General features: G+C 70.3%; 24 protein-coding genes. 13 read left to right on the top strand and 11 right to left on the bottom strand.

Translation table 11 applies throughout. The features are described from left to right. Positions 1 to 25: 25 nt before the first annotated feature. Both BU204_RS21915 and BU204_RS21910 read right to left on the bottom strand, forming a co-directional pair. On the bottom strand, positions 26 to 442 hold the full coding sequence (locus tag BU204_RS21915; RefSeq protein ID WP_075127603.1) for a YkvA family protein: 417 nt from the start codon (positions 440 to 442) through the stop codon (positions 26 to 28). 94 nt (positions 443 to 536) lie between these two features. After that, positions 537 to 1,211, bottom strand: coding sequence for an SDR family NAD(P)-dependent oxidoreductase (locus BU204_RS21910; protein ID WP_075127602.1), 675 nt, complete (start codon positions 1,209 to 1,211; stop codon positions 537 to 539). 135 nt (positions 1,212 to 1,346) lie between these two features. Between BU204_RS21910 and BU204_RS21905 the strand changes: the two genes are divergently transcribed. Next, on the top strand, positions 1,347 to 4,487 hold the full coding sequence (locus BU204_RS21905; RefSeq protein ID WP_075127601.1) for an ATP-binding protein: 3,141 nt from the start codon (positions 1,347 to 1,349) through the stop codon (positions 4,485 to 4,487). Between the two features lie 3 nt (positions 4,488 to 4,490). Here the strand turns inward: BU204_RS21905 and BU204_RS21900 are convergent, their stop codons facing one another. Beyond that, on the bottom strand, positions 4,491 to 5,486 hold the full coding sequence (locus tag BU204_RS21900; RefSeq protein ID WP_075127600.1) for a HEAT repeat domain-containing protein: 996 nt from the start codon (positions 5,484 to 5,486) through the stop codon (positions 4,491 to 4,493). Positions 5,487 to 5,532: 46 nt separating this feature from the next. Further along, positions 5,533 to 6,597, bottom strand: coding sequence for a serine hydrolase domain-containing protein (locus tag BU204_RS21895; protein WP_075127599.1), 1,065 nt, complete (start codon positions 6,595 to 6,597; stop codon positions 5,533 to 5,535). A gap of 98 nt (positions 6,598 to 6,695) precedes the next feature. On the opposite strand from BU204_RS21895, the gene BU204_RS21890 reads away from it, so the two are divergent. Continuing rightward, positions 6,696 to 7,133, top strand: a complete 438-nt coding sequence (locus BU204_RS21890) for a helix-turn-helix domain-containing protein (RefSeq protein WP_143229645.1) — start codon at positions 6,696 to 6,698, stop codon at positions 7,131 to 7,133. A 10-nt stretch (positions 7,134 to 7,143) separates the two neighbouring features. Here BU204_RS21890 and BU204_RS21885 read toward each other — a convergent pair whose 3' ends face one another. After that, positions 7,144 to 7,920: a hypothetical protein gene (locus BU204_RS21885; protein WP_075127597.1), complete on the bottom strand. Its 777-nt coding sequence runs from the start codon at positions 7,918 to 7,920 to the stop codon at positions 7,144 to 7,146. Between the two features lie 155 nt (positions 7,921 to 8,075). Between BU204_RS21885 and BU204_RS21880 the strand changes: the two genes are divergently transcribed. The 4 genes from BU204_RS21880 to BU204_RS21865 all read left to right on the top strand — a co-directional run bounded on the left by BU204_RS21880 (position 8,076) and on the right by BU204_RS21865 (position 11,744). After that, entirely contained in the window at positions 8,076 to 8,633 is a 558-nt protein-coding gene (locus BU204_RS21880) for an NADPH-dependent FMN reductase (RefSeq protein ID WP_075127596.1), read from the top strand. Positions 8,634 to 8,647: 14 nt separating this feature from the next. Further along, complete coding sequence (locus BU204_RS21875; protein ID WP_075127595.1) at positions 8,648 to 9,628, top strand: ATP-binding cassette domain-containing protein; 981 nt, start codon at positions 8,648 to 8,650, stop codon at positions 9,626 to 9,628. Continuing rightward, positions 9,625 to 10,473, top strand: coding sequence for an ABC transporter permease (locus tag BU204_RS21870; protein ID WP_075127594.1), 849 nt, complete (start codon positions 9,625 to 9,627; stop codon positions 10,471 to 10,473). The genes BU204_RS21875 and BU204_RS21870 overlap by 4 nt, the downstream gene beginning before the upstream one ends. Before the next feature lie 80 nt (positions 10,474 to 10,553). After that, positions 10,554 to 11,744 (top strand): helix-turn-helix domain-containing protein, encoded by a 1,191-nt coding sequence (locus BU204_RS21865; RefSeq protein WP_075127593.1) that lies wholly within the window; start codon positions 10,554 to 10,556, stop codon positions 11,742 to 11,744. A 201-nt stretch (positions 11,745 to 11,945) separates the two neighbouring features. On the opposite strand, the gene BU204_RS21860 is transcribed toward BU204_RS21865, so the two are convergent. Next, on the bottom strand, positions 11,946 to 12,926 hold the full coding sequence (locus BU204_RS21860) for a 2-dehydropantoate 2-reductase (RefSeq protein WP_075127592.1): 981 nt from the start codon (positions 12,924 to 12,926) through the stop codon (positions 11,946 to 11,948). Positions 12,927 to 13,197: 271 nt separating this feature from the next. Between BU204_RS21860 and BU204_RS21855 the strand changes: the two genes are divergently transcribed. The 6 genes from BU204_RS21855 to BU204_RS21830 all read left to right on the top strand — a co-directional run bounded on the left by BU204_RS21855 (position 13,198) and on the right by BU204_RS21830 (position 21,685). Continuing rightward, positions 13,198 to 14,913: a thiamine pyrophosphate-binding protein gene (locus BU204_RS21855; RefSeq protein ID WP_075127591.1), complete on the top strand. Its 1,716-nt coding sequence runs from the start codon at positions 13,198 to 13,200 to the stop codon at positions 14,911 to 14,913. A gap of 11 nt (positions 14,914 to 14,924) precedes the next feature. Next, complete coding sequence (frc, locus tag BU204_RS21850; protein ID WP_075127590.1) at positions 14,925 to 16,154, top strand: formyl-CoA transferase; 1,230 nt, start codon at positions 14,925 to 14,927, stop codon at positions 16,152 to 16,154. Positions 16,155 to 16,158: 4 nt separating this feature from the next. Next, a complete protein-coding gene (locus tag BU204_RS21845) occupies positions 16,159 to 18,297 on the top strand; it encodes an acetate--CoA ligase family protein (RefSeq protein WP_075127589.1) in 2,139 nt (712 codons plus the stop codon). A gap of 147 nt (positions 18,298 to 18,444) precedes the next feature. Further along, on the top strand, positions 18,445 to 19,914 hold the full coding sequence (locus BU204_RS21840) for an Nramp family divalent metal transporter (protein ID WP_233160454.1): 1,470 nt from the start codon (positions 18,445 to 18,447) through the stop codon (positions 19,912 to 19,914). Positions 19,915 to 19,930: 16 nt separating this feature from the next. After that, the gene (locus tag BU204_RS21835) at positions 19,931 to 20,569 is read left to right on the top strand and encodes a hypothetical protein (protein WP_075127587.1); all 639 of its coding nucleotides are present in this window, start codon (positions 19,931 to 19,933) and stop codon (positions 20,567 to 20,569) included. Between the two features lie 108 nt (positions 20,570 to 20,677). Next, entirely contained in the window at positions 20,678 to 21,685 is a 1,008-nt protein-coding gene (locus tag BU204_RS21830; protein WP_075127586.1) for a TerC family protein, read from the top strand. A gap of 249 nt (positions 21,686 to 21,934) precedes the next feature. Here BU204_RS21830 and BU204_RS21825 read toward each other — a convergent pair whose 3' ends face one another. The 5 genes from BU204_RS21825 to BU204_RS21810 form a co-directional block, all read right to left on the bottom strand. Beyond that, positions 21,935 to 22,849 (bottom strand): endonuclease/exonuclease/phosphatase family protein, encoded by a 915-nt coding sequence (locus BU204_RS21825; RefSeq protein WP_198942953.1) that lies wholly within the window; start codon positions 22,847 to 22,849, stop codon positions 21,935 to 21,937. Positions 22,850 to 22,897: 48 nt separating this feature from the next. Further along, positions 22,898 to 23,080, bottom strand: a complete 183-nt coding sequence (locus tag BU204_RS21820; protein ID WP_075127585.1) for a hypothetical protein — start codon at positions 23,078 to 23,080, stop codon at positions 22,898 to 22,900. A 90-nt stretch (positions 23,081 to 23,170) separates the two neighbouring features. Beyond that, on the bottom strand, positions 23,171 to 23,338 hold the full coding sequence (locus BU204_RS40825; RefSeq protein WP_198942952.1) for a hypothetical protein: 168 nt from the start codon (positions 23,336 to 23,338) through the stop codon (positions 23,171 to 23,173). Between the two features lie 109 nt (positions 23,339 to 23,447). Beyond that, complete coding sequence (locus BU204_RS21815) at positions 23,448 to 24,194, bottom strand: GntR family transcriptional regulator (RefSeq protein ID WP_075127631.1); 747 nt, start codon at positions 24,192 to 24,194, stop codon at positions 23,448 to 23,450. Between the two features lie 344 nt (positions 24,195 to 24,538). Then, positions 24,539 to 25,897: an MFS transporter gene (locus BU204_RS21810; protein ID WP_075127584.1), complete on the bottom strand. Its 1,359-nt coding sequence runs from the start codon at positions 25,895 to 25,897 to the stop codon at positions 24,539 to 24,541. Positions 25,898 to 26,004: 107 nt separating this feature from the next. Here BU204_RS21810 and BU204_RS21805 point away from each other — a divergent pair. Beyond that, on the top strand, positions 26,005 to 26,261 hold a 257-nt coding region (locus BU204_RS21805), incomplete at its 3' end, for an ATP-grasp domain-containing protein (RefSeq protein ID WP_198942951.1).

The raw sequence follows: 26,261 nt of genomic DNA, 5'->3' as shown, positions 1-26,261 counted from the left end.
CCGACATCTCCCGGCGCCGGCTTCGTCACCGCTCTCCGAGGCCGGTGAGCCTGACGACGGTCGCGAAGCCGTCGTCGGTGCCCGGCCAGTGCGCGCGAACCGCCTCGAGGCCCGCGCGCCGGACGACCCCGCGCAGGACGAGCGCGACGACGATGGCGTCGTCGGCGTAGCCCAGAACCGGGATGATGTCAGGGATCAGGTCGATCGGGACGGCGAGGTAGGCCAGGAGGAACCCGAGCCTGACCCGGACACCGCGGGGCAGCGTCGTGTCGCCGGCGAGCCGGCGGACGAGGCGGAGGAGGTCGGGCAGCACCCGCAGCGCCTCGCGCAGCAGCCCACCGCGCGGTCGGGCGACGAGCAGGACGAGGACGAGGACGAGCCAGGTCAGCAGGAGCGCGGCGGTCACGCCGATGAGCAGGTCCCACCAGAACGAGCCGGTCACGGCTGGCCGGGCTCGGCCCTGGGGTCGGGGACGGCGTTCACTTCGGCGGTCACTTCGGCGGTCACTTCCTGCTCGTCGCGCGTGCCCGATCAGGCTAGTAGGTGGCCCGGCCGCCGCTGATGTCGTAGACCGCGCCGGTGGAGAAGGTGCACCGGTCGGAGGCCAGCCAGGTCGCGAGCTCGGCGACCTCGTCGGGCTGGCCGAGGCGGCCCATGGGGATGAGGCCGGCCAGCCGCGCGATGACCTCCGGCGGCGAGCCGGCGCTCATCGGGGTCTCGATCACCGCCGGCGCGATCGCGTTCACCAGGACGCCGGTCGTCGCGAGCTCCTTGCCCAGGGCCTTGGTCAGCCCGATGACCGCCGCCTTCGTGGCCGAGTACACCGCCAGGCCCGGGTTGCCCTCCTTCCCGGCGATGCTCGCCAGGTTCACCACCCGTCCCCAGCCCCGCTCGACCATGCCGGGGGTGAGCGCGCGACACAGGTGGAAGGTCCCGGTCACGTTGACCGCGAACGTGTGGGCCCACTCGGCGTCGTTCACCGAGGCCAGCGGCCCGGCGGGACCGAGCACGCCGGCGCTGTTCACCAGCACGTCGACCGGGCCCAGCTCGGCCACCGCCGCCCCGACCTCCGCCGAGGACGTGACGTCGAGCCGGAGGTCGGCGCCGACGAGGTCGGCGGTCACCACCCGCAGGCCGTCGGCGGCGAGACGCTTCGCGCAGGCCAGGCCGATCCCGCTGGCTCCGCCGGTCACCAGGGCGGTCCGGGCCATGGCACCTCCCAGAAGTAGAACGTGTTCTAGCTAGAGGGTACTGGTTGATCGGCGACGGGCGGCGTTGTCGGTGGCGCCGCCTACTATCGGAGCCTCCCAACCGCTCGAAAACCACACGGAGACGGCGTAACGGACATGGCAGTCGCTGAGCTCATCGGACGGGCCCACCCCGCGGCGTTGCTGCGCGCGGAGATCGAGCGCGTCGTGGCGAGTCACGGCGGGCTGGTGCTGGTCACCGGCGAGGCGGGGATCGGCAAGACCACGCTCGTCACCGCCGCCATGGACACGGCCCGGCGGGACGGCGCGCTCGTGCTGTCCGGCTCCTGCTGGGACTCGGCCGCCGCGCCGGGGTACTGGCCGTGGGTCCAGGTGATCCGCGCGCTGCGTCGGCACAGCGCGCCGGAGGAGTGGGCAGCCGTCGAGGCCGCGGCCGGCGCACCGCTGACCTTCCTGCTGGGCGACACGCACACCACCGAGCCGGTGGCCGGGTTCCAGCTCTACGACGCGGTCACCAACGCGCTGGTGGCCCTCGCTCAGCGGCGCCCGGTCGTCGTCGTGCTCGACGACCTGCACTGGGCCGACCCGGAGTCGGTACGGCTGCTGGAGTTCGTCGCCCAGCACACCTGGTTCGAGCGGCTGCTGCTGGTGGGCACCTACCGCGACGTCGAGGTGGAGGCCAGCGACCACCCGCTGGCGCCGCTGATGCTGCCCCTGCTGTCCCGGGCGAGCACGGTGACGCTCGGCGGGCTGGACGAGGCCGAGGTGGGGGCGCTGATCACGCGCACGACCGGTGTCGAGCCGGCCGCGGAGCTGGTCGGCGAGGTGCACCGGCGCACCGGGGGAAATCCGTTCTTCGTCGAGCAGACCGCCCGGCTGTGGCACAGCGGGGGAGCGCTGACCACGGTGGCGCCGGGGGTGCGCGACGCGGTGCGCCGGCGGTTGTCCCTGTTGGCGCCGGCGGTGTCCGCGCTGCTGGCCAGCGCGGCCGTGTTGGGCAGGGAGTTCGACCGCCGCGTGCTGGCTGCCGTCGTGGCGGCGCCGGTGCCGCAGGTCGCGCGGCTGCTCGACGAGGCGGTCGCGGCCCGCCTGGTGCTGCCGGTGGGCGATGGCCGGTTCGCGTTCGCGCACGACCTGGTGCGGGAGACGCTGTACGAGTCGCTGGACGTCGCGCGGGCCCGTTCCGGGCACGCCGCCGTGGTCCGGGCGCTGGAGAGCTCCTCGGCGCTGGCCGAGCGGGTCTTCCCGGCCGACCTCGCCCGGCACGCCTACCTGGCCGGCGCGGAGCTGCCGGCGGTCCGCGTGGTCGACCATCTGGTCGCCGCGGCCAAGGACGCCCGCCGGCGGATGGCGTTCGAGGAGGCGGGTGGGCACTACCGCCGGGCGCTCGAGCTGCTCGGTCCGCGCGAGCCACGCCGGGCCCGGGTTTGCCTCCAGCTCGCCAACCTGCTCTACCAGTTCGGCCCGACGCAGGACGCGCCGCCGATCTTCCAGGAGGCCGCCGAGGTCGCCCTGACCTGCGACGACCCGGAGCTGCTTGCCAGGGTGGCGCTGACCCTCTTCAGCGTCGGCGACGGCTGGACGCTCGGCTCGGTGAACCGGGCCGAGCTGCTCCGGGCCGCACACGACAAGCTCATCGACGGCGGCGAGGTCGACCGGCCCGGCGGGAAGTCCCTCGACCACCTGGCGCAGGAGCTGATCCTCCACCTCGTGGCGTCGGCGCGCGACGGCAACGACGACGACCAGCTCGGCTTCGGCCTGTGGACGATGCACGACACGCTCTGGGGCCCGGGCAACGCCGCGGAACGGCAGCGCCTGACCGACGAGCTGGTCACGATCGCCCGGCGCACCGGCGACCGGGAGATGGAGCAGTGGGCGCGGTCGCTGGGCTGGGTGGCGGCGTTGGAGCTGGGGGAGCCCGCGTACCACGACCGGTTCACCGAGTTCGTGCGCCTGTCCGAGGACGCGTCGGTCCCGTCGATGGCCATCGCGTCGAACATCGACCAGAGCATCATCGCCGCGCTGCACGGTCGGTTCGCCGAGGCTGAGGCCTTCCTGGGGGTCGCGGTCGAGATCACCGGCGACGAGCACGAGCACCCGCACTTCGGGTACACCATCCACCACCTCCGGTGGGCGCTGGCGGTGCTGCGGGGCGACTGGACGGAGGTGGAGGTCCTGCGGGAGCGGGTGGTGGCGGCGAAGCACCCGTATCCCGAGCTCCTGGAGGGCATCGCCGCCGCGCTCCGCGGTGACGTGGATACCGCGGCGCGCTGCCTCGCGACGGCGGACGCACGCACCGAGCCGATCCGCGAGGCGTTCCTGCCGCTGCTGTTCCGCCTGCGGGCGCATGTCGCGTCGCTGGTGCGGGACTCCGCCGTCTGCGAGCGGGCGCGAGCCGAGCTGACCCCGTACGCGGACTTCTGGCTGGTGTCGCTCTACGGCTGCGACATCGGCGGCCCGGTCCGCCTGTGGCTGGCGATGATCGACGCCGCCCGCGAACGCTGGTCCGCGGCCGTGGAGGGCTTCACCGCGGCGCTGCGCTCGGCCGAGCTGCTGGGTGCCCGTCCCTGGGTCGTCGAGGCCAAGCTGGCCCTGGCGTCGGCCCTGCGTGGCCGCGCCGACCCGGCCGACGCCCCGACCGCGGCCCGGCTCCTGGCGGAGGCCACCCACGAGGCAGGCGAGCTGGGTATCGGCCACCGCGCGTCGGTCACCGCGCCGGTCCCGGTGGCCCCCGCCAACGAGTTCCGCCGCACCGGCGCCGTGTGGACCCTCACGATGGCCGGCCGAACCGTCCACATGCCCGACGCGAAGGGCCTGCGCGACCTGCACGTCCTGCTCTCCGCACCCGGCACGGAGATCCCGGCCACCCGGCTGCTCAACCCCGGCGGCGGCGAGGAGGTGGCCGCCGCCGCCCGCCTGGGCGGCGACGACGTACTCGACGCCCAGGCCAAGGCGGCCTACCGCCGGCGCCTGACCCACCTCGACGAGCGCATTGCCGCCGCTACCGACGCGGGCGCCGACCGCCAGGCAGCCGACCTGGACCGCGAACGCGAAGCCCTCCTGACCGAGCTCCGCACCGCCGCCGGCCTGGCCGGCCGCCCCCGCCGCCTCGGCGACGAGGCGGAACGTGCCCGCAAGGCGGTGACGGCCAGGATCCGGGACACCCTGCGCAAGCTCGACGCCCGCCACCCGGAGTTGGCGACCCACCTCCGGGGTTCGGTGTCGACCGGCACCACGTGTTCCTACGCCCCGTCCATGCCCACCAGTTGGCGGCTGTAGGGCTCAGGGGCCGGCGCGATCGATGTGCTCCGGGACGCCCATGGTCCGCAACGCGGCGCGTGCGGCGGTGGACAGTTCGAGGTCGGGCCAGGTGGCCAGTTCGCGCAGCGCGGGAACGGCCGCCGCGAGGCCGAGCCGGGCAACGGCCCGGGCAGCGCGCGGGTCGTGCGCAAGATAGATCAGCAACACGTCCTCGGCCACGCGGCGTTCCCGCTCGGTCAGCCCGGCCACGATCTCGACAGGGTATTCCGGGCCGTTGGGGTCCGGACGCTGACCGTGGTAAAGGTCGCTGGTGACCGCGTCGGTGAACGTGCGCAGCGGCCCGTCCGGTTCCGGCTCCCACAGCAGCCCCAGGTCCGCCGGGGAGGCCCCTCGGTCGAGCGCGGCGAGAATCTCCCGCAGCTCGTTCGCGGCCGGCCCCCGCAGCGCCGTCAGGTGCGACACGAGTCGGCTGGCGATACTGGACAGCGTCTCACCCGTGCGCTCCTGGTTCGGCTCGGTGAGACCGGTGTTCGCGTAGAGCGCGTCCGTCGCCGACGAGCGGACCAGCCTGCTCGGGTCGTGCTCCGCCGCGACCAGCAGGGCCTCGCGGTCGGCGTCGGGGAACTCGCGCATCAGCGCGGCGGCCCGTGACCGGTCGATTTCGGACACTCCCAGGTCGCCGAGCAGGGCCGGCCCGACCTCACGTCCGGACTCGTCGCCGAGCTCGTGTAGGGCGCGGGCGGCGAAGACACGCATGATGTGCGGGGTGTCGGGGCCGATGCGGTCGCGAAGGGCGGGGATCGCCCGGGTGACGCAGAGGCGCGCGAGCGCGGACGCGGCGCGTCCGTCGTTGACCGCGAGCCGGGTGATGAGCAGGTCCTCGGCCGCGCGGCGCAGGTTGCCGGTCAGCAGGTGCACCGCGCCGACGTTCGGGATCTCGTCGACGGCGTCGCGGGTGAGGCGGAGAGGGTCGTACAGGCCCGCGCGGAAGCTCTCGAACAGCTCGGACTCGGTCATGGGGCAGCCACGCTGGGCACTGTACTGGCGCCGTCGGGGGTCTACCTCAGGCGCGACGCAGGATGCCTCTGGTCAGGTCGAGCTCCAGGTCCTCGAGGTTCCAGTCCTCGCCGTAGGCCTGGTTGCTGACCCAGAACGTCGTCGCGCCGTCGGGGAGGGCGCGCGCGTAGTTCGCCAGCGACCAGGAGTTGCCGCCGTTGTGCCAGGCGACCTTGCCCTGTTCCGTCTCCAGGATGGCCCAGCCGTAGGCGTACCACTCGTCCCTGCCGGGGATCCGCGTGTGCGGGGTGAACAGCTTCCGCTTGGCGGCGGGGGACAGGACCACGTCGCCGGCCAGTGCGTGGTGCCAGCGGAACATGTCCCGCGCGGTGGACAACATGCCGCCGTTGCCGCGCAGGTTCCAGTACGGACCGTCGGCCGCCCACGGATGCTCGTAGGGTCGGCCCTGGCTCACCCCGGCCTCGTCGTACTCGACCGCGACCTGCTCTGGCGACCAGCGCGGCAGGACGTAACCGGTCCGGCGCATGCCGGCCGGGGTGAACAGGTACCGCGCGAGGAACCTCTCGTAGCCGAGCCCCGAGACCTTCTCGACGATCGCGGCCAGGACGCTGTAGCCGACGTTCGAGTAGTGGAACTCCGCACCGGGGGTCGAGACGAGCCTCGACGCAAGCGTTTCCGCAAGCAGGTCCTCCCGCGACATCACGTCGTAGTCGTCGCCGAGCCCCTCGACCAGACCGGAGGTGTGGGCGAGCAGGTGGTGCACGGTGATCGCCGCCTTGTCCGCGGGCACCGGCCCGAGGTGGACGCTGATCGGGTCCGAGACGCGCAGCCTCCCCATCATCTCGAGCTTCAGGACCGCCGCCGCGGTGAACTGCTTGGTGATCGACATGACGTCGTACACCGTGTCGCAGGTCGTGGGGACGCCGGCGGCCCGGTCTGCCAGCCCGACGCCCTCGCAGTAGGTGATGTCGCCGTCGCGTCCGGCGAGGACGGTGCCGCCGAACCCCTCCGGCAGCGTGCGTTCGAGGTAGTCGCCCACCGAATCGGGCGGAGGGGGCACCGGCGAACACGCCAGCGCTCCCACCAGGACGACGAGCAGAACGGGAACCATGTGACCTCCTGGGTTTTATCGAGGGGTCACACGCTCACCGAGAGGATCCGGGGCGATCAACACGTTTGGCGTTCGACTTCGTGCGGAACAGGAGCGACATGACCGCCACGCCCCCGCCCTCGCCGGCGACGGCCATCGACGACGCCGCGCTCGTGGCGCAGCTGCGCCGGCTCAAGGCCTGGTCCGGCCTGAGCTTCCGGCAGCTGGAACGCCGGGCGGCCGGCGCCGGCGACACCCTTCCCTACTCCACGGCCGCGACGATGCTCGGCAAGAGCCGCCTGCCGCGCGAGGACGTCGTGGCGGCGTTCGTCAGGGCCTGCGGCGTTGCCGACGTGCGCCCGTGGCTGGTCGCCCGGGCCCGCATCGCGGACCGCGACGCCGCCCCGCCGGTCCCGGCCGCACCTCGGCCGCCCGCGCGGTGGCGCCGTGCGGTCGCCGCCGCGGCGGCCCTCGCGGCCGCCTTCGCCGGCGGAGCGGTGTTCGACGCGGTCGCGACGAGCGAGGCCGAGGTGGAGGTCCAGGTCATCGCGCCCTAAGGGCACGTCCTCAGCGGTCGGTCGGTATCGCGATCTCGCCGTCCTCGGCGATCAGGCGGTCGAGGACGTCGTCGGGGAGCCAGACCCGCTGGGGGTAGCTCGTTCCCCAGGAGTTGAGGATCGGGACCGCGCCGAGCTGGTCGGCGCGCTTGTTGTCCAGGGTCTGGTGGACCTCCTCGACGGTCGTCGCCCAGCGGTAGGTGGTGAGTCCGTCGGTGGAGTCGGGCTTGTACTCGGCCCTGGCGACGTGGTCGTGGCCGGAGAGGGAGTCGGACCAGTCGACGTGGCCCGAGTCGACCAGGATCTGGGCGGCCGCGCGGACGGAGGTACCGTCGCTGTCCCCGGGGTTGGTCTCGGGCCACTCGTCGATCTCCTTGGCCCGGTCCCACAGCCAGCGCGCTGAGTACAGCTGGTCGTTGAGGATCGTCATGCACCGCGACCAGCCGAAGCCGACGCACGCCCCTTCCCGGCCCTGGTCGTAGAACCCGTGCCAGGCCTCGCGGTCCGGCTCGCCGCCGGGTTCGAGGCACACGCAGTGGCCACCCCGGATCGTCGTCAGTGACCCGGCGCCGCCCTTGGCGATGAAGAACTCGCCGCTGGTCCCGTCCTGTTCCGGGTTGTCCATCTCGCGGTACCAGTTCACCCCGATCACCACCGGCCGCCGGACCGGCCGCTCGGCCGGCGACAGCTCCGTGATCGGAAAGTGCTCGACGTGGCTCCAGTCGTTCGGGACGTACCGGCCCAGTCGCTGGTCCTCGGGCTCTGTGTTGGTCGGGCGGTAACGCATTCCAGGCTCCCCTCCGTGCGCGCCGATGTACAGCTCTCGGTCGACGGGCCGGAACAGTTACGGGCTGTCGCGGATTTCGATTTGACAGACGAGCCCGCGCGGTCGCTAGATCTGATCTGGCGGCCGGTCTCGCGCCTCCTGGACGAGGAGGCGAGATGGACGCACGGCTACGGGTCGCGGTGATCATCGGCAGCACCAGGGACGGTCGGGTCGGGGGCTCGATCGGCCGGTGGTTCGTCGGCTGTGCGGCGCGTCGTGCCGACATCGAGCTGGAGGTGGTCGACCTGGTCGGGTTCGACTTCCCGAGTTGCTACCCCGAGGAGATGACCGAGTCCATGCGTGAGTTCGGGCGGGTGATCGGGAGCGCGGACGCGTTCGTCGTCGTCACGCCCGAGTACAACCGCAGCTTTCCCGCCTCGCTGAAGCAGGCCATCGACTTCGCCTACGACGAGTGGCACGCGAAGCCCGTCGGCTTCGTCTCCTACGGGTGCCGCAGCCGCGGCCACTACGCGGTCGAGGCCCTGCGGGTCGTGTTCGCGGAGTTGCACGTGATGGCGGTCCGCGACGAGGTGGCCATCGACCTCATGACGCTGGGGGAGGACGGCATCCCGCCGGACTCCGCCGACGTCGCCGTGACGACCATGCTCGACCAGCTGGCCTGGTGGGCGCTCGCGCTCCGCGACGCGCGAGCCAACCGGCCTTACATTGCGTGAAGGGACATACGGAGATGACCGAACTGGCCATCGAGACATCGGGCCTCGTCAAGACGTTCGGCAAGACCAGGGCCGTGGACGGGGTGGACCTGGCGGTTCCGGCCGGCACCGTGTACGGGGTGCTCGGTCCGAACGGCGCGGGCAAGACCACCGCGGTGAAGATGTTGGCCACCCTGCTGCGGCCGGACGGAGGTGAGGCGAGGGTCTTCGGCCACGACGTGGTCCACGAGGCGGACGCGGTGCGGGCGAGGGTCAGCCTCACCGGGCAGTACGCCTCCGTCGACGAGGACCTCACCGGCCTGGAGAACCTCGTCCTGGTCGGGCGGTTGCTCGGGTACCGCAAAGCCAGGGCCAGGGAACGGGCGGGCCAGCTGCTGGACGCCTTCGGCCTCTCCGACGCCGCGGACCGGCAGGTCAAGAACTACTCCGGCGGCATGCGCCGCCGGATCGACATCGCGGCGTCCATCCTCACCACCCCGGACGTGCTGTTCCTCGACGAGCCGACGACCGGGCTCGACCCGCGCAGCCGCAACCAGGTCTGGGACATCGTGCGGATCATCGTCGCGCAGGGCACGACGGTCATGCTCACCACCCAGTACCTGGACGAGGCCGACCAGCTGGCGTCCAGGATCGCGGTCATCGACCGGGGCAAGGTCATCGCGGAGGGCACGCCGGGCGAGCTCAAGGCCTCCGTGGGTGCCGGCTCGGTGCACGTCCGGCTGCGGGACGCGGCGCAGCGGGAGGACGCGCTGCGGGTGCTGACCGCCGTGCTCGGCTCGTCGGTGCAACTGGACGCCGACCCGGTCGCGCTGACCGCCCAGCTCTCCGGGGAGGACACCGACCGGGAGGCCGCCGAGCAGGCCTCGCGCGCGCTGGCCGAGCTGGCCGCTGCCGGGATCACCGTCGACAACTTCGCCCTGGGCCAGCCGACCCTCGACGAGGTGTTCCTCGCCCTGACCGACCACCCCGCCACCACCGAGGAGGTTGCGGCATGAGTACCGCCACCACTGAACCCACCGTCTCCAGCTACACCCCGGCGGCGGACAGCCTCGCCGCCGTGCTCGACGGCGCCGAGCGGCCGCCCCGGCCGTCCGCCTGGTCCGCGGCCGTCACCTTCGGCTGGCGCGCGATGCTGAAGATCAAGCACGTGCCGGAGCAGATGTTCGACGTCACCGCGTTCCCGATCATGATGGTGCTGATGTTCACCTACCTGTTCGGGGGTGCGCTGGCCGGCTCGGTGACCGAGTACCTGCAGTACCTGCTGCCGGGCATCATGGTCACCAGCGTCGTGATGATCACCATGTACACCGGCACCGGCGTGAACGTCGACATCGAGAAGGGCGTGTTCGACCGCTTCCGCACCCTGCCCATCTGGCGCCCCGCCGCGCTGGTCGGCGCGCTGTTCGGCGACGTGTTCCGCTACGTCACCGCGGCGACGGTCATCCTCGTGGTCGGCCTGATCCTCGGCTTCCGTCCCCAGGGCGGCCCGACCGGGGTGGTCCTCGGGATAGCGCTGCTGGTGCTGTTCTCGTTCGCCTTCTCGTGGGTGTGGACGATGTTCGGCCTGCTGCTCCGCTCGGAGAAGTCTGTCATGGGCGTCAGCATGATGGTCCTGTTCCCCCTGACGTTCCTCTCCAACGTCTTCGTCGAACCGACCACCATGCCCGGCTGGCTGCGGGTGTTCACCGAGGTCAACCCGGTGACCCACCTGGTCGCCGCGGTCCGCGGCCTCATGCAGGGCAGGCCGGACGCGGGTGAGATCACCTGGGTGCTGGTCGCCGGCGCCGTCATCGTGGCGATCTTCGGCACCCTGACCATGCGGCTGTACAACCGGAAGTGAGCCCCTGGCGGCGGGCGCGCCCAGCGCGCCCGCCGCGTTGGCCTCGCGCAGCGAGGGCCTACCGCGAAGAGGTGGACGGTATGGAACTGGGCGCCCGGATCCGGCAGCTGCGCGGAACGCTGCTTACCCAGCGGGAGCTGGCCGAACGAGCTGGGGTCAGCGTGGACCTCGTCCGCAAGCTCGAACAGGGCCAGCGCCAGACCGCGGCAGTCGGCAGCCTGCAACGCATCGCGCGTGCGCTCGACGTTTCCCTGGCCGAACTGCTCGACAAGCCAAGGGGCGTCCCGTCCGCCGACCCCGACGCTGGTGTTGTGGCGATCCGCCGTGCCCTCACCCCGGTCGACGACCTGACCGACGGCGATGGCCCGGACATCGAGCCACTCACCCTCGAGGAGGCCGAACGCACGGCCACCTACCTGTGGGGCGCCTACTGGTCCGGCCGCTACGAGCTGTTGTCGGCGACGCTGCCGAACGCCTTGATGCAGCTACGTGCCACCGCGCGAGCCGTGGCGTCGGAGCAGCGCCCCGGCGCCGCTCGCGCTCTCGCCCGGGCCTACCAGGCCGCCGGCGACACCCTCGTGCATCTCGGGCATCCCGACGCGGCATTCCTGGCCATTCGCGAGGCGTTGCGGGCCGCGGAAGGCGGCGGCGACCCGATGCTGGACTCGGCGCTGCGGATGTCGGTGTCCTGGCAGCTGCTCGTGCAGGGCCGGTACGAGGAGTCCGAACGGGTCGCCGTGGTCGCCGCGAACGACATCGAGCCACGCGGCGACGCCAGCGAACCGGAGCTGGCGGCCTACGGCATCCTCACGGTCACCGGCGCGACGGCGGCGGCCAGAGCAAACCGCGGCGCCGCGGCCGCCGAACTGCTCGACGCCGCCGGGGAGATGGCCATCCGGCTGGGCCACGACCGCGACGTCCACCAGACCACGTTCGGCCCGGCCAAGCTGGCGATGATGCGGGTCGATGTGTACGTAGCCCAGGACGAGTTCTCGGCCGCGCTGACCGCCGCATCGGCTCTGCCGGACGACGCGGCCCTGCCGCTCGCCAGCCGCGCCAGACATCTGGCTGACGTGGCCCTGGCGCAGCTGCGCCTCGGCCGGGACGCCGCGGCGGCGAACACCCTGCTGTCGATGGAGCAGTTCGCCCCGGACTGGATCAGGTTCCAGACGCTGCCCCGCCAGGTGCTGGCCGAACTCGTCGAACGGAAGCGCCGCGCGAGCGGCCCGGTTCGGGACCTCGCGGTTCGGCTGGGCGTCATCGCCGGATAGGCCACCCCGATCGGGTAGTGGGACACACCGTCCTACCTGATCAGTCGGCGGTGTTCGTAGCGTCGGCTCATGCATGGACTGCGGGAGGCGGAAACCCTCCAGGCGAACCTCGTCGACCTGGTTGGCGCCTACCTGGGGTGATCCGGCGGAAAGAAACTGCGGCGGGCGCTCAGCGCGCCCGCCGCACCACACTCACCCCACTCAGCTCGCCTGAGCGCTCACCTGCTCGTTCAGCAGGTCGGCCAGCGCGCTGACCACCCGCACCGTCGGCGCCTCCGCACCGGTCAGGTCCGCCAGCTCGACGACTGCCTTGAGGATCACGTCCAGCTCGAGCGGTTTGCCCTTCTCGAGGTCCTGCAGTGTCGACGTCTTGTGCTCGCCGGTCCGCTCGGCACCGGCCATCCGCCGCTCGATGGAGATCTCCGGGTACGAGTCCAGCCGCGCGGCGACGTCGAGGGTCTCGCGCATCATCTGGATGACCACCTCGCGGGTGTCCGCGTGTCGACACATGCCGGCGATCGTCGCTCTGGTCAGGGCGCTGATGGGGTTGAAGGCGATGTTGCCCATCAGCTTCAGCCAGATGTCCTTGCGCAGGTCCGGCTCCACCGGGCACTTGAGACCGCCGGCGATCATCGCTTCGGAGAACTCCGTGCAGCGGCTCGAGATCTCGCCGGTCGGCTCGCCGATGGAGAAACGGGTGCCTTCCAGGTGGCGGATCACGCCGGGGGAGGCGATCTCCGTCGCCGCGTAGACGACGCAGCCGATCGCTCGCTCGACCGGCAGCACGGCGCTGACCGCACCACCGGGGTCGACGCTGTTGATCCGGTAACCGGCGTACCTGCCCGGCACGCCGTGGAAGTACCACCAGGGGATCCCGTTCTGCGCCGCGATGATCGTGGTGGTGTCGTGCAGCAACGGCTTGATCATCGGGCCGGCCTCGGCGTACCGGTTGGCCTTCAGGCCGAGGAAGACATGGTCGACCGGGCCAACCTCGGCCGGGTCGTCAGTTGCATGGGGACGGGCTTCGAAGTCGCCCCGGGGGCTGAGCACCCGGACGCCGTCGGCACGGATCTTCTCCAGATGGGGACCTCTGGCTATGAGATGCACCTGGGCTCCTGCCCGGTGCAGGGCGGCACCGACGTACGCGCCGATGGCGCCGGCCCCAAGAACAGCAACTTTCACCGCGTAAGCTCCGTTCTTGTGTTCATTTGGTATGCAGCATACAGTATGAGATGTTGGCCAAAACGAGAAGAGTGAACACGGATCGGCTGGTCAGGGCGCTGCAAGGCGGCTCGAAGGGCTCGCCGATGCCAGCGTGAGTGGGATCAGGCAACAGCTTCGACAGGCGCGGACGACAAAACGTAGACCGGGACGCTGGCCCTCATTAGAGTCATACGGTATGCAGTATGCGCCACACCTCGACACACGATGACATGAGGAGATGACGAGTCACATGGCTTCAACCGTCCGGGAGACGCCGGGCAGCGACGGTCAGGAGAACCCGGAGACGATCTCCGGTGGTCATCTGGTGGCCAAGGCGCTCAAGGCCGAGGGCGTGGACGTGATCTTCACGCTCTGCGGTGGACACATCATCGACATCTACGACGGATGTGTCGACGAGGGGATCGACGTCATCGACGTGCGCCACGAGCAGGTCGCCGCGCACGCGGCCGACGGCTACGCGCGGATCACCGGCAAGCCCGGCTGCGCCGTGGTGACCGCCGGCCCTGGCACGACCGACGCGGTCACCGGTGTCGCCAACGCCTTGCGCGCGGAGAGCCCCATGCTGCTGATCGGCGGCCAGGGTGCGCTCAGCCAGCACAAGATGGGGTCCCTGCAGGACCTCCCGCACGTCGACATGATGACCCCGATCACCAAGTTCGCCGCCACCGTGCCCAGCACCGAGCGCGCGGCCGACCTGGTGTCGATGGCCTTCCGCGAGTGCTTCCACGGCGCCCCCGGACCCTCCTTCCTGGAGATCCCGCGCGACGTGCTGGACGCCTCCGTGCCGCTTGCGAAGGCACGCATCCCGAAGGCCGGCGGCTACCGCGCCTCGACGAAGACCTCGGGTGACCCCGCGGCCGTCGAGCGCCTCGCCGACCTCGTGGTCAGCGCCGAGAAGCCGTGCGTGCTGCTCGGCAGCCAGGTATGGACCACCCGGGGCACCGACGCCGCCATCGAGTTCGTCCGCGCGCTCAACGTGCCGGCGTTCATGAACGGCTCCGGCCGCGGCACGCTCCCCCCGGGCGACCCGCACCACCTCCAGCTCGCCCGCCGCTACGCCTTCCAGAACGCCGACCTGATCATCATCGTCGGCACCCCGTTCGACTTCCGGATGGGCTACGGCAAGCGGCTCTCCCAGCAGGCGACCGTGGTCCAGATCGACCTCGACTACCGCACCGTCGGCAAGAACCGCGACGTCGACCTGGGCATCGTGGGCGACGCCGGCGCCGTTCTGGCAGCTGTCACCCAGGCCGCCTCCGGCCGGGTGGACAACGGCGCCGTTGGCCGGAAGGCGTGGCTGGAGGAGCTGCGTGCGGTGGAGACCCAGGCCTACGAGAAGCGCCTGCCGCGCCAGCTGTCCGACTCGACGCCGATCGACCCGTACCGGCTCGTCCACGAGATCAACGAGTTCCTCACCGAGGACTCGATCTACATCGGCGACGGCGGCGACATCGTCACGTTCTCCGGCCAGGTCGTGCAGCCCAAGTCCCCGGGGCACTGGATGGACCCGGGTCCCCTTGGCACCCTCGGCGTGGGCGTCCCGTTCGTGATGGCGGCCAAGTACGCGCGGCCGGACAAGGAGGTCGTCGCACTGTTCGGTGACGGCGCCTTCAGCCTCACCGGCTTCGACTTCGAGACGCTGGTCCGCTTCAACCTGCCGTTCGTGGGCATCGTCGGCAACAACTCCTCGATGAACCAGATCCGCTACGGGCAGATCCAGAAGTACGGCGCCGACCGCGGCCGGGTGGGCAACACCCTGGGCGACGTGCGCTACGACGAGTTCGCCCGGATGCTCGGCGGCTACGGCGAGGAGGTCCGCGACCCCAAGGACATCCGCCCGGCGCTCGAGCGTGCGCGGGAGAGCGGCCTGCCCTCGCTGATCAACGTCTGGGTCGACCCCGAGGTGTACGCCCCGGGGACGATGAACCAGACCATGTACAAGTAAAGGGGCCTGGCATGCGAAAGGCACTCGAGGGCGTTCGGGTCCTCGACATGACCCACGTCCAAAGTGGACCCTCCTGTACGCAGATCCTGGCGTGGCTCGGTGCGGACGTGGTCAAGATCGAGGCTCCGACCGGTGACATCACGCGCAAGCAGCTGCGCGATCTGCCCGATGTGGACAGCCTCTACTTCACGATGCTGAACTGCAACAAGCGCAGTATCACGCTGAACATGAAGTCCGCGCGGGGCAAGGAGCTGTTCACCGAGATGGTGAAGAAGTTCGACATCCTCGCCGAGAACTTCGGGCCCGGCGCGGTCGACCGGATGGGCTTCAGCTGGGAGAAGCTCCAGGAGCTGAACCCCCGGCTGATCTACGCCTCGATCAAGGGCTTCGGCGACGGCCCCTACACCCACTTCAAGGCCTACGAGGTGGTCGCGCAGGCAATGGGTGGCTCGATGTCCACCACCGGCTTCGAGGACGGACCGCCGCTGGCCACCGGCGCGCAGATCGGCGACTCCGGCACCGGTATGCACACCGTGGCCGGCATCCTGGCCGCCCTGTACCAGCGTGAGCACACCGGTCGCGGGCAGCGGGTGACCGTCGCGATGCAGCACGCGGTGCTCAACCTGTGCCGGGTGAAGCTGCGTGACCAGCAGCGGCTCGCGCACGGCCCGCTCAAGGAGTACCCCAACGCCGAGTTCGGCGACGAGGTGCCCCGCTCGGGCAACGCCTCCGGCGGCGGTCAGCCCGGCTGGGCCGTCAAGTGCGCGCCGGGTGGGCCGAACGACTACATCTACGTGATCGTTCAGCCGGTCGGCTGGGAGCCGATCGCCAAGCTGATCGGCCGGCCCGAGCTGGCCGACGACCCCGAGTGGTCGACGCCGGAGGCTCGCCTCAACAAGCTGGACAAGATGTTCCAGCTGATCGAGGACTGGACCTCCGGGCACAACAAGTGGGAGGTGTTGGCGAAGCTCAACGCCCACAACGTGCCGTGCGGGCCGATCCTGTCCACCAAGGAGATCATCGAGGACACCTCGCTGGCGGAGAACGAGATCGTGGTCAAGGTGGACCACCCCGAGCGAGGCGAGTTCACCACCGTCGGTATGCCGATCAAGCTGTCCGACTCGCCGACCACCGTGGAGCGCTCGCCGCTCCTCGGGGAGCACAACCAGGAAATCTACGGCTCCGAGCTCGGCCTGCCCGAGCAGGAGCTCGCCGAGCTCAAGGCGAATGGAGTGATCTGAGGCAATGTCCGAAGTAGACAAGGCGTCCGTCCGCGAGGTCCTGGACAAGGTCCGGGCCGAGGGACGGGACTCGCTCACGGCCCCCGAGGGCAAGCGGGTCTGCGACGCGTACGGGATCCCCACCCCGCGTGAGGGTCTCGCCACGACGGCGGACGAGGCAGCGAGCCTCGCCGAGGAGATCGGCAAGCCGGTGGCCGCGAAGATCGTCTCCCCGGACATCCTGCACAAGACCGAGGCCGGCGGCGTCATCATCGGTGTGGACGGCGCGGACGCCGCCCGCGCGGCGTTCGACAAGATCATTGCCAACGCCAAGGCATACAAGGAGAACGCCTCGATCTCCGGGGTGCAGATCCAGGAGATGGTCGGCGGCGGCCAGGAGGTCATCGTCGGCGCCACCACCGACGGCACGTTCGGCAAGGTCGTCGCGTTCGGCCTCGGCGGCGTGCTGGTGGAGGTGCTCAAGGACGTCACCTTCCGCCTGGCCCCGCTGGACCAGGCCGAGGCGAGGTCCATGGTCACCGGCATCCAGGCCGCCGAGGTGCTTCAGGGCGCCCGCGGTGCCGAGCCGGCCGACCTCGACGCGATCGCCGACGTGATCCAGAAGGTGTCCCAGCTGGTCACCGACTTCCCGGAGATCAGCGAGTTCGACCTCAACCCGGTGTTCGCCTCGGCGAGCGGCGCGACGGCGGCCGACGTGCGGATCCTGCTGGAGACCGAGAAGCGGTCCGAACCGGTGCGGCACAGCCAGGAGGACATCCTCACGGCGATGAACCGGCTGATGAACCCGCGTTCGGTCGCCGTCATCGGTGCCTCCGACCAGGCCGGCAAGATCGGCAACTCGGTGATGAAGAACCTGATCAACGGCGGCTACGCGGGGGAGATCTACCCGATCAACCCCAAGGCCGAGCAGATCCAGGGGCGCACCGCGTACAGGACGATCGCCGACGTGCCGGGTGAGGTGGACGTCGCGGTGTTCGCGGTCCCGGCGAAGTTCGTGCCGGCGGCGCTGACCGAGTGCGGCAAGAAGGGCGTCACCGCGGCCGTGATGATCCCGTCCGGGTTCGCCGAGACCGGCAACCAGGAGCTCCAGGACGAGATCGTCGGCATCGCCACCGAGTACGGCGTCCGCATGCTAGGCCCGAACATCTACGGCTACTACTACACACCGCAGAACCTGTGCGCGACGTTCTGCACGCCCTACGACGTGAAGGGCGGCGTCGCGCTCACCTCGCAGTCCGGTGGTATCGGCATGGCCATCCTCGGCTTCGCCCGGACCACCAAGATGGGCGTCTCGGCCATCGTCGGCCTCGGCAACAAGTCCGACGTGGACGAGGACGACCTGTTGACGTTCTTCGAGAACGACGACAACACGCAGTGTGTCGCCATGCACCTCGAGGACCTGAAGGACGGTCGTGCGTTCGTGGAGACCGCGCAGCGCATGACCAAGAAGAAGCCTGTTGTCGTGCTCAAGGCGGGCCGTACGGACATGGGTGCGCGGGCAGCCAGCTCGCATACCGGTGCCCTGGCCGGCGACGACAAGGTGTACGACGACATCCTCCGCCAGGCCGGCGTGGTTCGGGCGCCGGGGCTGAACGAGATGCTGGAGTACGCCCGGGGTCTGCCGTTGCTTCCGACCCCGAAGGGCGAGAACGTCGTCATCATCACCGGCGCCGGCGGCTCGGGAGTGCTCCTCTCGGACGCCTGTGTCGCGGAGGGTCTGTCCCTGATGGACATCCCACCGGACCTCGACGAGGCGTTCCGCGCGTTCATCCCGCCGTTCGGCGCGGCGGGCAACCCGATCGACATCACCGGTGGCGAGCCGCCGTCGACGTACGAGGCGACCATCCGCCTTGGCCTCGAGGACCCGCGCATCCACGCGCTGATCCTGGGCTACTGGCACACGATCGTCACGCCGCCGATGGTGTTCGCCGAGCTGACCGCGAAGGTGCTCGCCGAGGCGCGTGCCAAGGGGATCGACAAGCCGGTGGTGGCGTCCCTGGCCGGCGACACCGAGGTCGAGCAGGCCTGCGACTACCTCTTCGAGCATCGGGTGATCGCGTATCCCTACACGACCGAGCGACCGGTCGCGGTCCTCGGCGCGAAGTACCGGTGGGCGCGGGCCGCCGGCCTGATCGACGGCTGAGAAGTCGCCGACCAGAACCAAGTTCAGAAGGTGGGGTGGCCGCCGGGACGGAAAACGGCGGCCACCCGGCAGGGGTCGACAGGCAGGCAGGCGGTAGTTACACCGAACACTGGAGGTCCAATGGTGGATTCTCACAATCCTCCCGCCGTGGGCAGTGGTGAGGCCACTGTCGCGGGCGAGGAACGGGTATGGCGAGCCGGGGGGCTCGAACCCATGCCCATTCGCCCGCTGCCAGACGCGCCGCCCTCCATCCACCTGCTGGGCCCGACCGTGTTCCTGGTCGCGCTCGGCGTGGGTATGGGCGAGTCGTACATGTGGCCACGTCTGGTGCTGGTCTTCGGGCCGGAGATCAGGTGGCTGTTCCTGATCGGTGTCACCCTGCAGGCAGTGGTGATGCTGGAGATGGCGCGGTACGCGATGGCGACGGGGGAGAGCATCTTCTCCGGCGCGGCCCGCGTGTTCAAACCGTTGATGTGGTTCTTCTTCGTGACAGCGATCCTGGTCTACATCTGGCCGGGTCACCTCTCGGCGGGCGCCGCGGCGTTCGAGGAGATAACCGGGATTCCGTGGGTCGTGACGGCCTGCGTCGCCCTGGTGCTGGTCGGGATCCTGTTCAGCCTGGCCAGCGTGATCTACAACTTGCTGGAGAACGTGCTCGCCATCCTCATCGGCACGCTGGTCATCGGCACGGCGATCATCGCGTCGATCGTCGGTAGCTGGGGTGACCTCGGCTCGACGCTGGGCGGCATGTTCGCCTTCGGGTACATGCCCTCGGAGATGTTCACCGAGGCGTGGTTCCCGGTCATCGTGGGCTCGATCGCGTTCGCGGGCCCGTCCGGCATGCAGCAGATGTGGTACACGCTCCACCTCCGGGACTCCGGGGCCGGCATGGGCGCGCACGTGCCCAAGATCCGCGGTCTCCGGGCGGCCAAGGACGAGGAGGAGATGCCCGCCCGCGGGTTCATGTTCGACACGGACAACCCGCAGGAGATGGAGAAGTGGCGCGGCTGGCGCAAGTGGGTCACCTTCGACGCGTTCCTGCTGTTCTGGGGCGTCACGATGCTCGTGACGATCTCGTTCACCGTGCTCGCCCAGTCGGCGGCCAGGGAGAACCCGAACGTCAAGGAGCTGATCGAGGGCGGCGACCGGGACGCGGCGCTCGCGGCGATGTCCGACGCGTTCGCGGCGGCGGGCTCACCGGTGCTCGGGTCGGTGTTCTTCGGGTTCATCGCGCTGATCGGGTTGAACGCCACGCTGGGTCTGTTCGACTCGTTCTCCCGCGGCCAGGCGGACATGACCTACTTCCACGTGCCCGGCGCACGGCGGTTCCGGCTGTCCCACCTGTACGCGGGCTTCCTGTGGGGTGTCATCACCTTCGGCATCCTGATCCTGCTGTTCGGGCCCGCGGACGGTCCGGCGGGCGTACTCGACATCCTGGCGTTCCTCTCCGCGTTCGCCATGGGTGCCTACTGCGTCACGTTGTTGCTGGTGAACAACAAGATGTTGCCGAAGCCGATTCGGCCGAAGTGGTGGTCGAACGCCATCATCGGCTTCGGTGCGGTGTTCTACCTCGGCATGCTGTTCTACAGCCTGTTCAGGTACGGCGTTGTTCTGTGACCAAGGGATGACTGCGATGCGCCTCTACCGTTTGGCCGAGCTCACCCTCCCCGGGCTCGCCGTTGGGTTCATCGCCGGTGTCCTCGCCGGCGGGCTGGCCGGATTCGTCGGCCAGCCCGTCGGCTGGGCGCTGGTGACGGGCCTGGCGCTGGGCATTCCGCTGGCCCTGCTCGGCGCCGGCTACACGATGCTGCTCGTGCAGAACAAGGTGCGCCTCGGCGGGTTCGCTCCCGCGGCGCTCTACTGGCTGATCGCCTTCCCGGCGGCCCGTCTGCTGCACGAGGTGCTCACCTCGTGGATCCTGGGTGGGTCGCCGTCGCTGCCCCCCGACCCGCTCGGTTTCCTCGCCTACCAGGGAATCGTCAGTGCGGGCTTCTCCATCGGTTTCCTCTGGCTGCACGAGCGCGTGGCGCCCCAGTACTGGCAGCGGATCTCCGGGCGCAACCCCCGCGCCCGCGAGGTGTACCTGCGCTACGCCGAGCACGCGAGGATCCTGTTCGAGGCCAAGGAGCGGCGCAAGGCGATGCGCGACCAGGTCAGGGCGGCCCGTCGTCGGGGCGGTCGTCCGGAAACCCCGGCCCGCGGTGCCGACCGCCCGCCCGCGCGTCCGGGGAAGGCGACCGCCGTGAAGAAGGCGGCGTCCCCGACACCCTGACGCCGACCTCGAAGTAGATCAAGTCCCCGCGAGGAGCTCGTCGGTGCGCCGTAGTGTTGGACTCGGCGCATCGACGAGTCGTGCCCGCGCGCGGGCGAAAGGGAGCCGATGAACGTTCCACTGTGGCTGTGGCTGGTCACCGGCGTTGGCCTCATCGCCATCATCTGCCTGGACTTCTATTTCATCTCGCGCAACCCGCGCGACCCGTCGCTCAAGGAATGCACTCTCTGGATCTCGGGCTACGTGACGCTGTCGATCCTGTTCGGACTGGGCATCCTGGCCTTCGAGGGCCCGCAGTACGGCGGTGAGTTCTTCGCCGGGTGGATCACCGAGTACTCACTCTCGGTCGACAACCTGTTCGTCTTCGTGATCATCATGTCGTCCTTCGCGGTACCCCGGCAGTTCCGCCAGAAGGTGTTGTCGATCGGCATCGTGCTGGCGCTGCTCATGCGCGGCGCGTTCATCCTGATCGGGTACCAGGCGATCACCCGCTTCGACTGGCTCTTCTACTTCTTTGGCGCGTTCCTCGTCTACACGGCTTACAAGCTGATGATGCACAAGGACGACGAGGAGGAGGAGTTCAAGGAGAACGCGATGCTGCGGGCGGTGAAGAAGGTGCTGCCCGCGACGAACACCTACGAAGGCGCCCGGATCACCACGAAGGTGAACGGGAAGCGCATGGTCACCCCGATGCTGATCGTGATGGTCGCGATCGGCACGACCGACCTGCTGTTCGCCCTCGACTCGATCCCGGCGATCTTCGGGCTCACCAAGGAGCCCTACCTGGTGTTCACCGCCAACGCGTTCGCCCTGATGGGGCTGCGCCAGCTGTTCTTCCTCATCGGCGGGCTGCTGGACAAGCTCGTGTACCTGAGCATCGGCCTGTCCGTGGTGCTCGGCTTCATCGGCGTCAAGCTGGTGCTGGAGGCACTGCACCACGACGGCGTCTCCTGGGCACCGGAGATCCCCATCCTCGTGTCGCTGGCGATCATCGTCGGCACCCTGGCCGTCACCACCGTGGCGAGCCTGCTCAAGGTCCGCCGCGACCGGCGTCGAGAGGTCGACACCGCCGTCACCACCCCGGTGCCACGGGAAAGCCCCGCCGAGATCGACTGAGTTACGGGGAGGCGGACCACTGATTTTCCACAGCTCGGTGGGCTGGGCCGTACGGACCGCGGCCCAGTCCGCTGGTCCGACTCCCCGGAATTCAGTGTGTTGGTCGCCTTGGGAGGCGCGGGCTCGGCCCGGGTGCGTACTTGTGGCTGGCCTGCGTCACGTTCCCCTGAGCTTCTGTTCCGAACGTCGATCGACCCCCGGAACTCGGTGGGCTGGGCCGTACGGACCGCGGCCCAGTCCACCGGCCCGTTAGTGGCGTACGCCGGTCAGGTCCAGGTCGGCGAGTACGCCGAAGTGGTCGCTGAGCCAGACGCCGTCGACCGGGTGGTTCGCGACCAGCGTCGCCGACCTGACTCGGGCTTCGCGGCCGGCGAGGACGTAGTCGATGCGGCGGCGGTGGGTCGGGTCGCCGATCAGCCGGGCGATCTCCGCCGCGGCCAGGGGATTGTCCACGGTCCAGGTGTGGCCGGCGCCCTGTCCGGCTGTGGCCCACGCGTCGCGCAGGTGCGCTGTCAGGTGGCGGATGCTGGCGGAGTCCGGGGCGGCGTTCAGGTCGCCGGCGACGACCGGCGGCAACGGGGTGGGGTGCCGGGCGATCAACGCGACCAGCTCCCGCGCCTGGTGCTCCCGGGCCCACTCCGCGCTCGGTTCCCAGGGCGTCGAGCCGGTGACGAACAACAGGTCGCCGCGGGCGGGCACGGTGACGGTGACCGCGAGCAGCCACCAGTGGGCGTTGTTCTCGCGGCGTTCCATCGAGTCGACGACCCGGTGCGGCCAGCGGGTGGCGACCACGCTTCCGCCGACGTCGGTCGTGCGGATCAGCGCGCTCTGGTGGGTCGTGTGTCTCAGGTCGGTGCCGGCCAGCAGCACCGGCAGTTGGTGCTCGCGGACCTCCTGCAGCGCGACGAGGTGCGGGCGCAGCCGGCGCAGCTCGCGGTTCAGCAGGGGCAGCCGCCGCTGGTCGCCGGCGTCGTGCTGGATGTTGAGGGTGAGAACCCGCAGGGCCTGTGCCGGCGGGCCCGGTCGTTGGGCCTGCTGCTCCAGCGGGTCGACGGTGAGACGGACGACCGGCCTCGTGGTGGGCTCGACGCGGCCGGTCCCCTCGAGGCGACCCAGGTCCGAGACCAGGACGTCCTCGGCATACGCGTCGGTGGACTGGGCCACACGGACCGTGGCCCAGCCCACCGAGATCGCGTCTACCCCCACGCGGCGTTACGCCGCGGCCTTCACCTGCTCGGCGGGAACGTCGCGCAGGTAGTCCTCCACCTCGTGGGTGGCGTCGCGGCGCTGCCGCTCCATCGCCGTCGCCAGGCCGAGGCCCAGGCGCCGGCCGTCGGCGGCGAAGCCGCGGGGCGGGGCGGTCAGGGCGGTGAGGATCTCTCGCCAGCTACGCATGGTCTTTCACCTCCTGTGGAGACGGGCCGTACGGACCACGGCCCGGTGTTCCACCTGTTCCAACAACCGGGGTACCCCGACAAGTCCAGATCACGCCGAGGTGGTCGTCACAGGACGGTCCTCGGCGTTGCGCCGCAGGTACTCCTCCACGTCGTGGGTGGCCTGCTCGCGCTGCCGCTCCATGGCGACGGCGAGGCCGAGGCCGAGCGCGCGCCCGTCGGCGTTGAAGCCCTTGAACCTGGTCAGCCAGTTGCGCATGTTCGTTCACCTCCTCACGGGCATCACGAGTAAGCCTTGGGTCGCGACAGCGCGAGCCCAGGGCCTTACCGGCGACCGTCGTGGTCGCCAAGGGTGGGGTGGGAGCGGGTCAGGCCTTGGCGGCCTTGCGGCGACGGCGGGTCGGCAGCGCGATCAGCTGCTGGTCGTCCTCGCCGTCCTCCACTCGCTGCTCGAGGTAGGACTTCCGCGTCCGTTCGGTGTGCTCCTTCATGATGCGGGCGGCGGCGTCCGCATCACGGTTCTCGATCGCGTCGATCAGCTTGGCGTGCTCCTGCCAGGACTGCTCGCCGCGCTGGCGCGCGATCGGGGTGTAGTACCAGCGGACCCTGCGGTCCACCTGGGTGGCGAAGTCCAGCAGGACCTTGTTGCCGGACAGCTCGGTGACACAGCGGTGCACGGCCGCGTTGAGTGCCACCGCGGTGTCCACGTCGTCGCTCGCCAGGGCCTCGATGCCCTGTCGGTTGAGGTCGCGCAGCCGGGCGATGCCCTCGGCGTCCGCGTGCACCGCTGCCAGTCGGGCCGACTCGCTCTCCAGCAGCGAGCGCACCGCGAGCAGCTGGTCGGCCTCGTCCTGGGTGGGGGCGTGGACGAAGGCGCCGTAGCCGGGCCGCAGGTCCACCCACCCCTCGTTGTTGAGCCACTGCAGGGCCTCGCGCACGGGCTGCCGGGACACCCCCAGCATCTGCGCCAACTCGCTCTCCACCAGGTGTTGACCGGGCGCGAGACGGCGCGAGATGATCAGCTCCTGCATCGCCTGGTAGACGTGCTCACGCAGGGGAACAGGCCGGTCGATCCGGCGAGCCGCCAGTTCCTTCGGCAACTCGTTCGACTGCATGGTGGACTCCAACAGGTCGATGTGGAGAAGCTGTATGCCCCAGTGGCATTTCCCAGCCGCATCTCTGCGTGCTGTCTACAGCATACAGCTTAACGTTCTCCGTTACCTGCCTCGTGAGCACCTTCACAGTGCGTGACGGACGCCACTACTCCATTAGTGAATTCCCCGGTCAGACCGGGTGTACAGGGGGGTTTGGGACGCCGCCGGCGACGGTCGGCGGGAAGGCCTCGAGCCGTTCTCCATCCCGCTCCCAGGCGATTTCTCGCTCCCGCGGACGGCTGGGCTCACCCCGAGGGAGAACCAACCCGTCGGGTGAGCCCGGTGCCGATGAGCCCTGCGGTCGGCTACGGAACGACCTGGCGCGGCGGGAGACCGGGTAGGAACCGGCCTGGCTGACGCAGCTTGAGACACAGCGCTCCGGAGGTCGTCGCCAGGACCGTCGCCAGCATGAACAGGGCCGGGTAGCCCCAGGCCGGCACGGCCGCGGCGGCGAGGCCGACACCGAGCACGCCGCCGAACGCCTTGGCGCTGTACACGGCGGCGTGCGTCTGCCGCGAGCCAGCGCTCTGGTCGCCAAAGAACTCGCGGGCAAGGCTCGCGAACAGCGGATAGAAGGCGCCGCCGCCGGTACCGGCGAGCAGGGCGGCCAGCAGCAGCATCGACACCGAGCCCGTGGTCGCCGCGCTGGCGAGGCAGAGCTGGCCGACACCGAGCAGCGCGAGTACCCAGCCGAGTGTGCGGGTCCGGCCGACCCGTTCGGAGACGCGGATCGCCAGGGAGCGGCCGGCGCCGTTGGTACCGAGCAGAACCGCCGTTCCGATCGCGACGGCGACCAGCGTCAGGTCCAGCTCGGCGCCGAGGGTGGCCAGGAACGTGATGTCGAACAGCGAGACCGCGCTCGCGCAGAACAGGATCAGGTACATCAACGGGGCGACCCCGGTGCGCATGGCCTCGCGCGGGGAGTACTGGCGCACGGCGTTGACCGGGCTCTGCCGGCGGTCCAGTGCCCACACCCGCGGGTCGACCGTCGGCGGCCACCAGTGTGCCGGCGGGTCCCGCAGGAGCAGCCCGGCGCCGAGCACGACGACGAACATGACCGCTGCCGTCGCGTCGAGCATGCCGACGAGCCTGCCCGCGTCCGCGGCGAACAGGAACGCGACGGCGAACGGCACCGACCCGTAGGCGAAGGCTCCGGTCGCCAGGCTGACCTTGGCGGCGGTGCGCTCCGGGTACCACTTGGCCACCGTCGACGAGCAGGTGGCGTAGATCAGCCCGGCGCCGGTGCCGCTGAGCACCGAGTAGCCGATCACCGCGACCAGCAGCGAGCCGTGGGCGAGCGCGAGCGGGCCGAGCGCGAGCAACACGGCGCCGCCGGCCATCGCGCTACGCGGGCCGATCCGCCCCCGCTCCCGCAGGAACGCGACGGGGAACCCGGCGCCGGCCTGGAAGACCGTCCACAGCGCCAGCAGCCAGAAGACGTCGACCGGCGCCCAGCCGCGGGCCACCAGGGAGGGCACCAGCGAACCGAAGCCGTACTGGAGCACGCCGACCGCGGCCATGGCCGCCCACGGCAGCCAGAGCATCCACTCCCGGCGCCGTCCGAGCAGGCTCTCGGCAGTGGGACCGACGGCGTAGCGCCGGCCGAGAAAGTCGAGCGTCTCGCTGGCCGCGGGGGGTGCCGCTGGCTCGGCTGAGGTCCTCATCACTGGCCTCCGGGTCGCTGTTCCCTGGACAAGTGCGGTCCATACTGCATACAGTCTACAACACATCGTGGCCCCGGTCACAGCCCATGAATTGGAGGGTCGGGCGCGTGGACCTGTACGAGTACCAAGCAAAGGACCTGTTCGCGCGGCACGGCGTGCCGGTCGGAGCAGGGCAGCGAGTCGTGGAGGACGCCGCCGCCGCGGGAGACGCCGCGGCGGAGTTCGGTATGCCAGTGGTGATCAAGGCGCAGGTGAAGGTAGGTGGTCGGGGCAAGGCCGGCGGGGTGAAGCTCGCCGAGGGCCGCGAGGACGCGGTCCGCAAGGCCGAGAACATCCTCGGGCTGGACATCAAGGGTCACGTCGT

The sequence above is a fragment of the Actinophytocola xanthii genome (genome assembly GCF_001921205.1).
GTDB lineage: Bacteria > Actinomycetota > Actinomycetes > Mycobacteriales > Pseudonocardiaceae > Actinophytocola > Actinophytocola xanthii.
The sequence above is the reverse complement of the archived record's forward strand: the minus strand, read 5'-3'. Positions and strand labels throughout refer to the sequence as shown.

What these genes read in the sequence shown, in the direction of transcription:
- BU204_RS21815 (WP_075127631.1), bottom strand. Translation starts at nt 24,194, where the DNA reads ATGCAGTCGAACGAGTTGCCGAAGGAACTGGCGGCTCGCCGGATCGAC.
- BU204_RS21880 (WP_075127596.1), top strand. Translation starts at nt 8,076, where the DNA reads ATGGACGCACGGCTACGGGTCGCGGTGATCATCGGCAGCACCAGGGAC.
- BU204_RS21845 (WP_075127589.1), top strand. Translation starts at nt 16,159, where the DNA reads ATGTCCGAAGTAGACAAGGCGTCCGTCCGCGAGGTCCTGGACAAGGTC.
- BU204_RS21835 (WP_075127587.1), top strand. Translation starts at nt 19,931, where the DNA reads ATGCGCCTCTACCGTTTGGCCGAGCTCACCCTCCCCGGGCTCGCCGTT.
- BU204_RS21820 (WP_075127585.1), bottom strand. Translation starts at nt 23,080, where the DNA reads ATGCGTAGCTGGCGAGAGATCCTCACCGCCCTGACCGCCCCGCCCCGC.
- BU204_RS21875 (WP_075127595.1), top strand. Translation starts at nt 8,648, where the DNA reads ATGACCGAACTGGCCATCGAGACATCGGGCCTCGTCAAGACGTTCGGC.
- BU204_RS21865 (WP_075127593.1), top strand. Translation starts at nt 10,554, where the DNA reads ATGGAACTGGGCGCCCGGATCCGGCAGCTGCGCGGAACGCTGCTTACC.
- BU204_RS21910 (WP_075127602.1), bottom strand. Translation starts at nt 1,211, where the DNA reads ATGGCCCGGACCGCCCTGGTGACCGGCGGAGCCAGCGGGATCGGCCTG.
- BU204_RS40825 (WP_198942952.1), bottom strand. Translation starts at nt 23,338, where the DNA reads ATGCGCAACTGGCTGACCAGGTTCAAGGGCTTCAACGCCGACGGGCGC.
- BU204_RS21895 (WP_075127599.1), bottom strand. Translation starts at nt 6,597, where the DNA reads ATGGTTCCCGTTCTGCTCGTCGTCCTGGTGGGAGCGCTGGCGTGTTCG.
- BU204_RS21890 (WP_143229645.1), top strand. Translation starts at nt 6,696, where the DNA reads ATGACCGCCACGCCCCCGCCCTCGCCGGCGACGGCCATCGACGACGCC.
- BU204_RS21830 (WP_075127586.1), top strand. Translation starts at nt 20,678, where the DNA reads ATGAACGTTCCACTGTGGCTGTGGCTGGTCACCGGCGTTGGCCTCATC.
- frc (WP_075127590.1), top strand. Translation starts at nt 14,925, where the DNA reads ATGCGAAAGGCACTCGAGGGCGTTCGGGTCCTCGACATGACCCACGTC.
- BU204_RS21855 (WP_075127591.1), top strand. Translation starts at nt 13,198, where the DNA reads ATGGCTTCAACCGTCCGGGAGACGCCGGGCAGCGACGGTCAGGAGAAC.
- BU204_RS21885 (WP_075127597.1), bottom strand. Translation starts at nt 7,920, where the DNA reads ATGCGTTACCGCCCGACCAACACAGAGCCCGAGGACCAGCGACTGGGC.
- BU204_RS21870 (WP_075127594.1), top strand. Translation starts at nt 9,625, where the DNA reads ATGAGTACCGCCACCACTGAACCCACCGTCTCCAGCTACACCCCGGCG.
- BU204_RS21905 (WP_075127601.1), top strand. Translation starts at nt 1,347, where the DNA reads ATGGCAGTCGCTGAGCTCATCGGACGGGCCCACCCCGCGGCGTTGCTG.
- BU204_RS21900 (WP_075127600.1), bottom strand. Translation starts at nt 5,486, where the DNA reads ATGACCGAGTCCGAGCTGTTCGAGAGCTTCCGCGCGGGCCTGTACGAC.
- BU204_RS21810 (WP_075127584.1), bottom strand. Translation starts at nt 25,897, where the DNA reads ATGAGGACCTCAGCCGAGCCAGCGGCACCCCCCGCGGCCAGCGAGACG.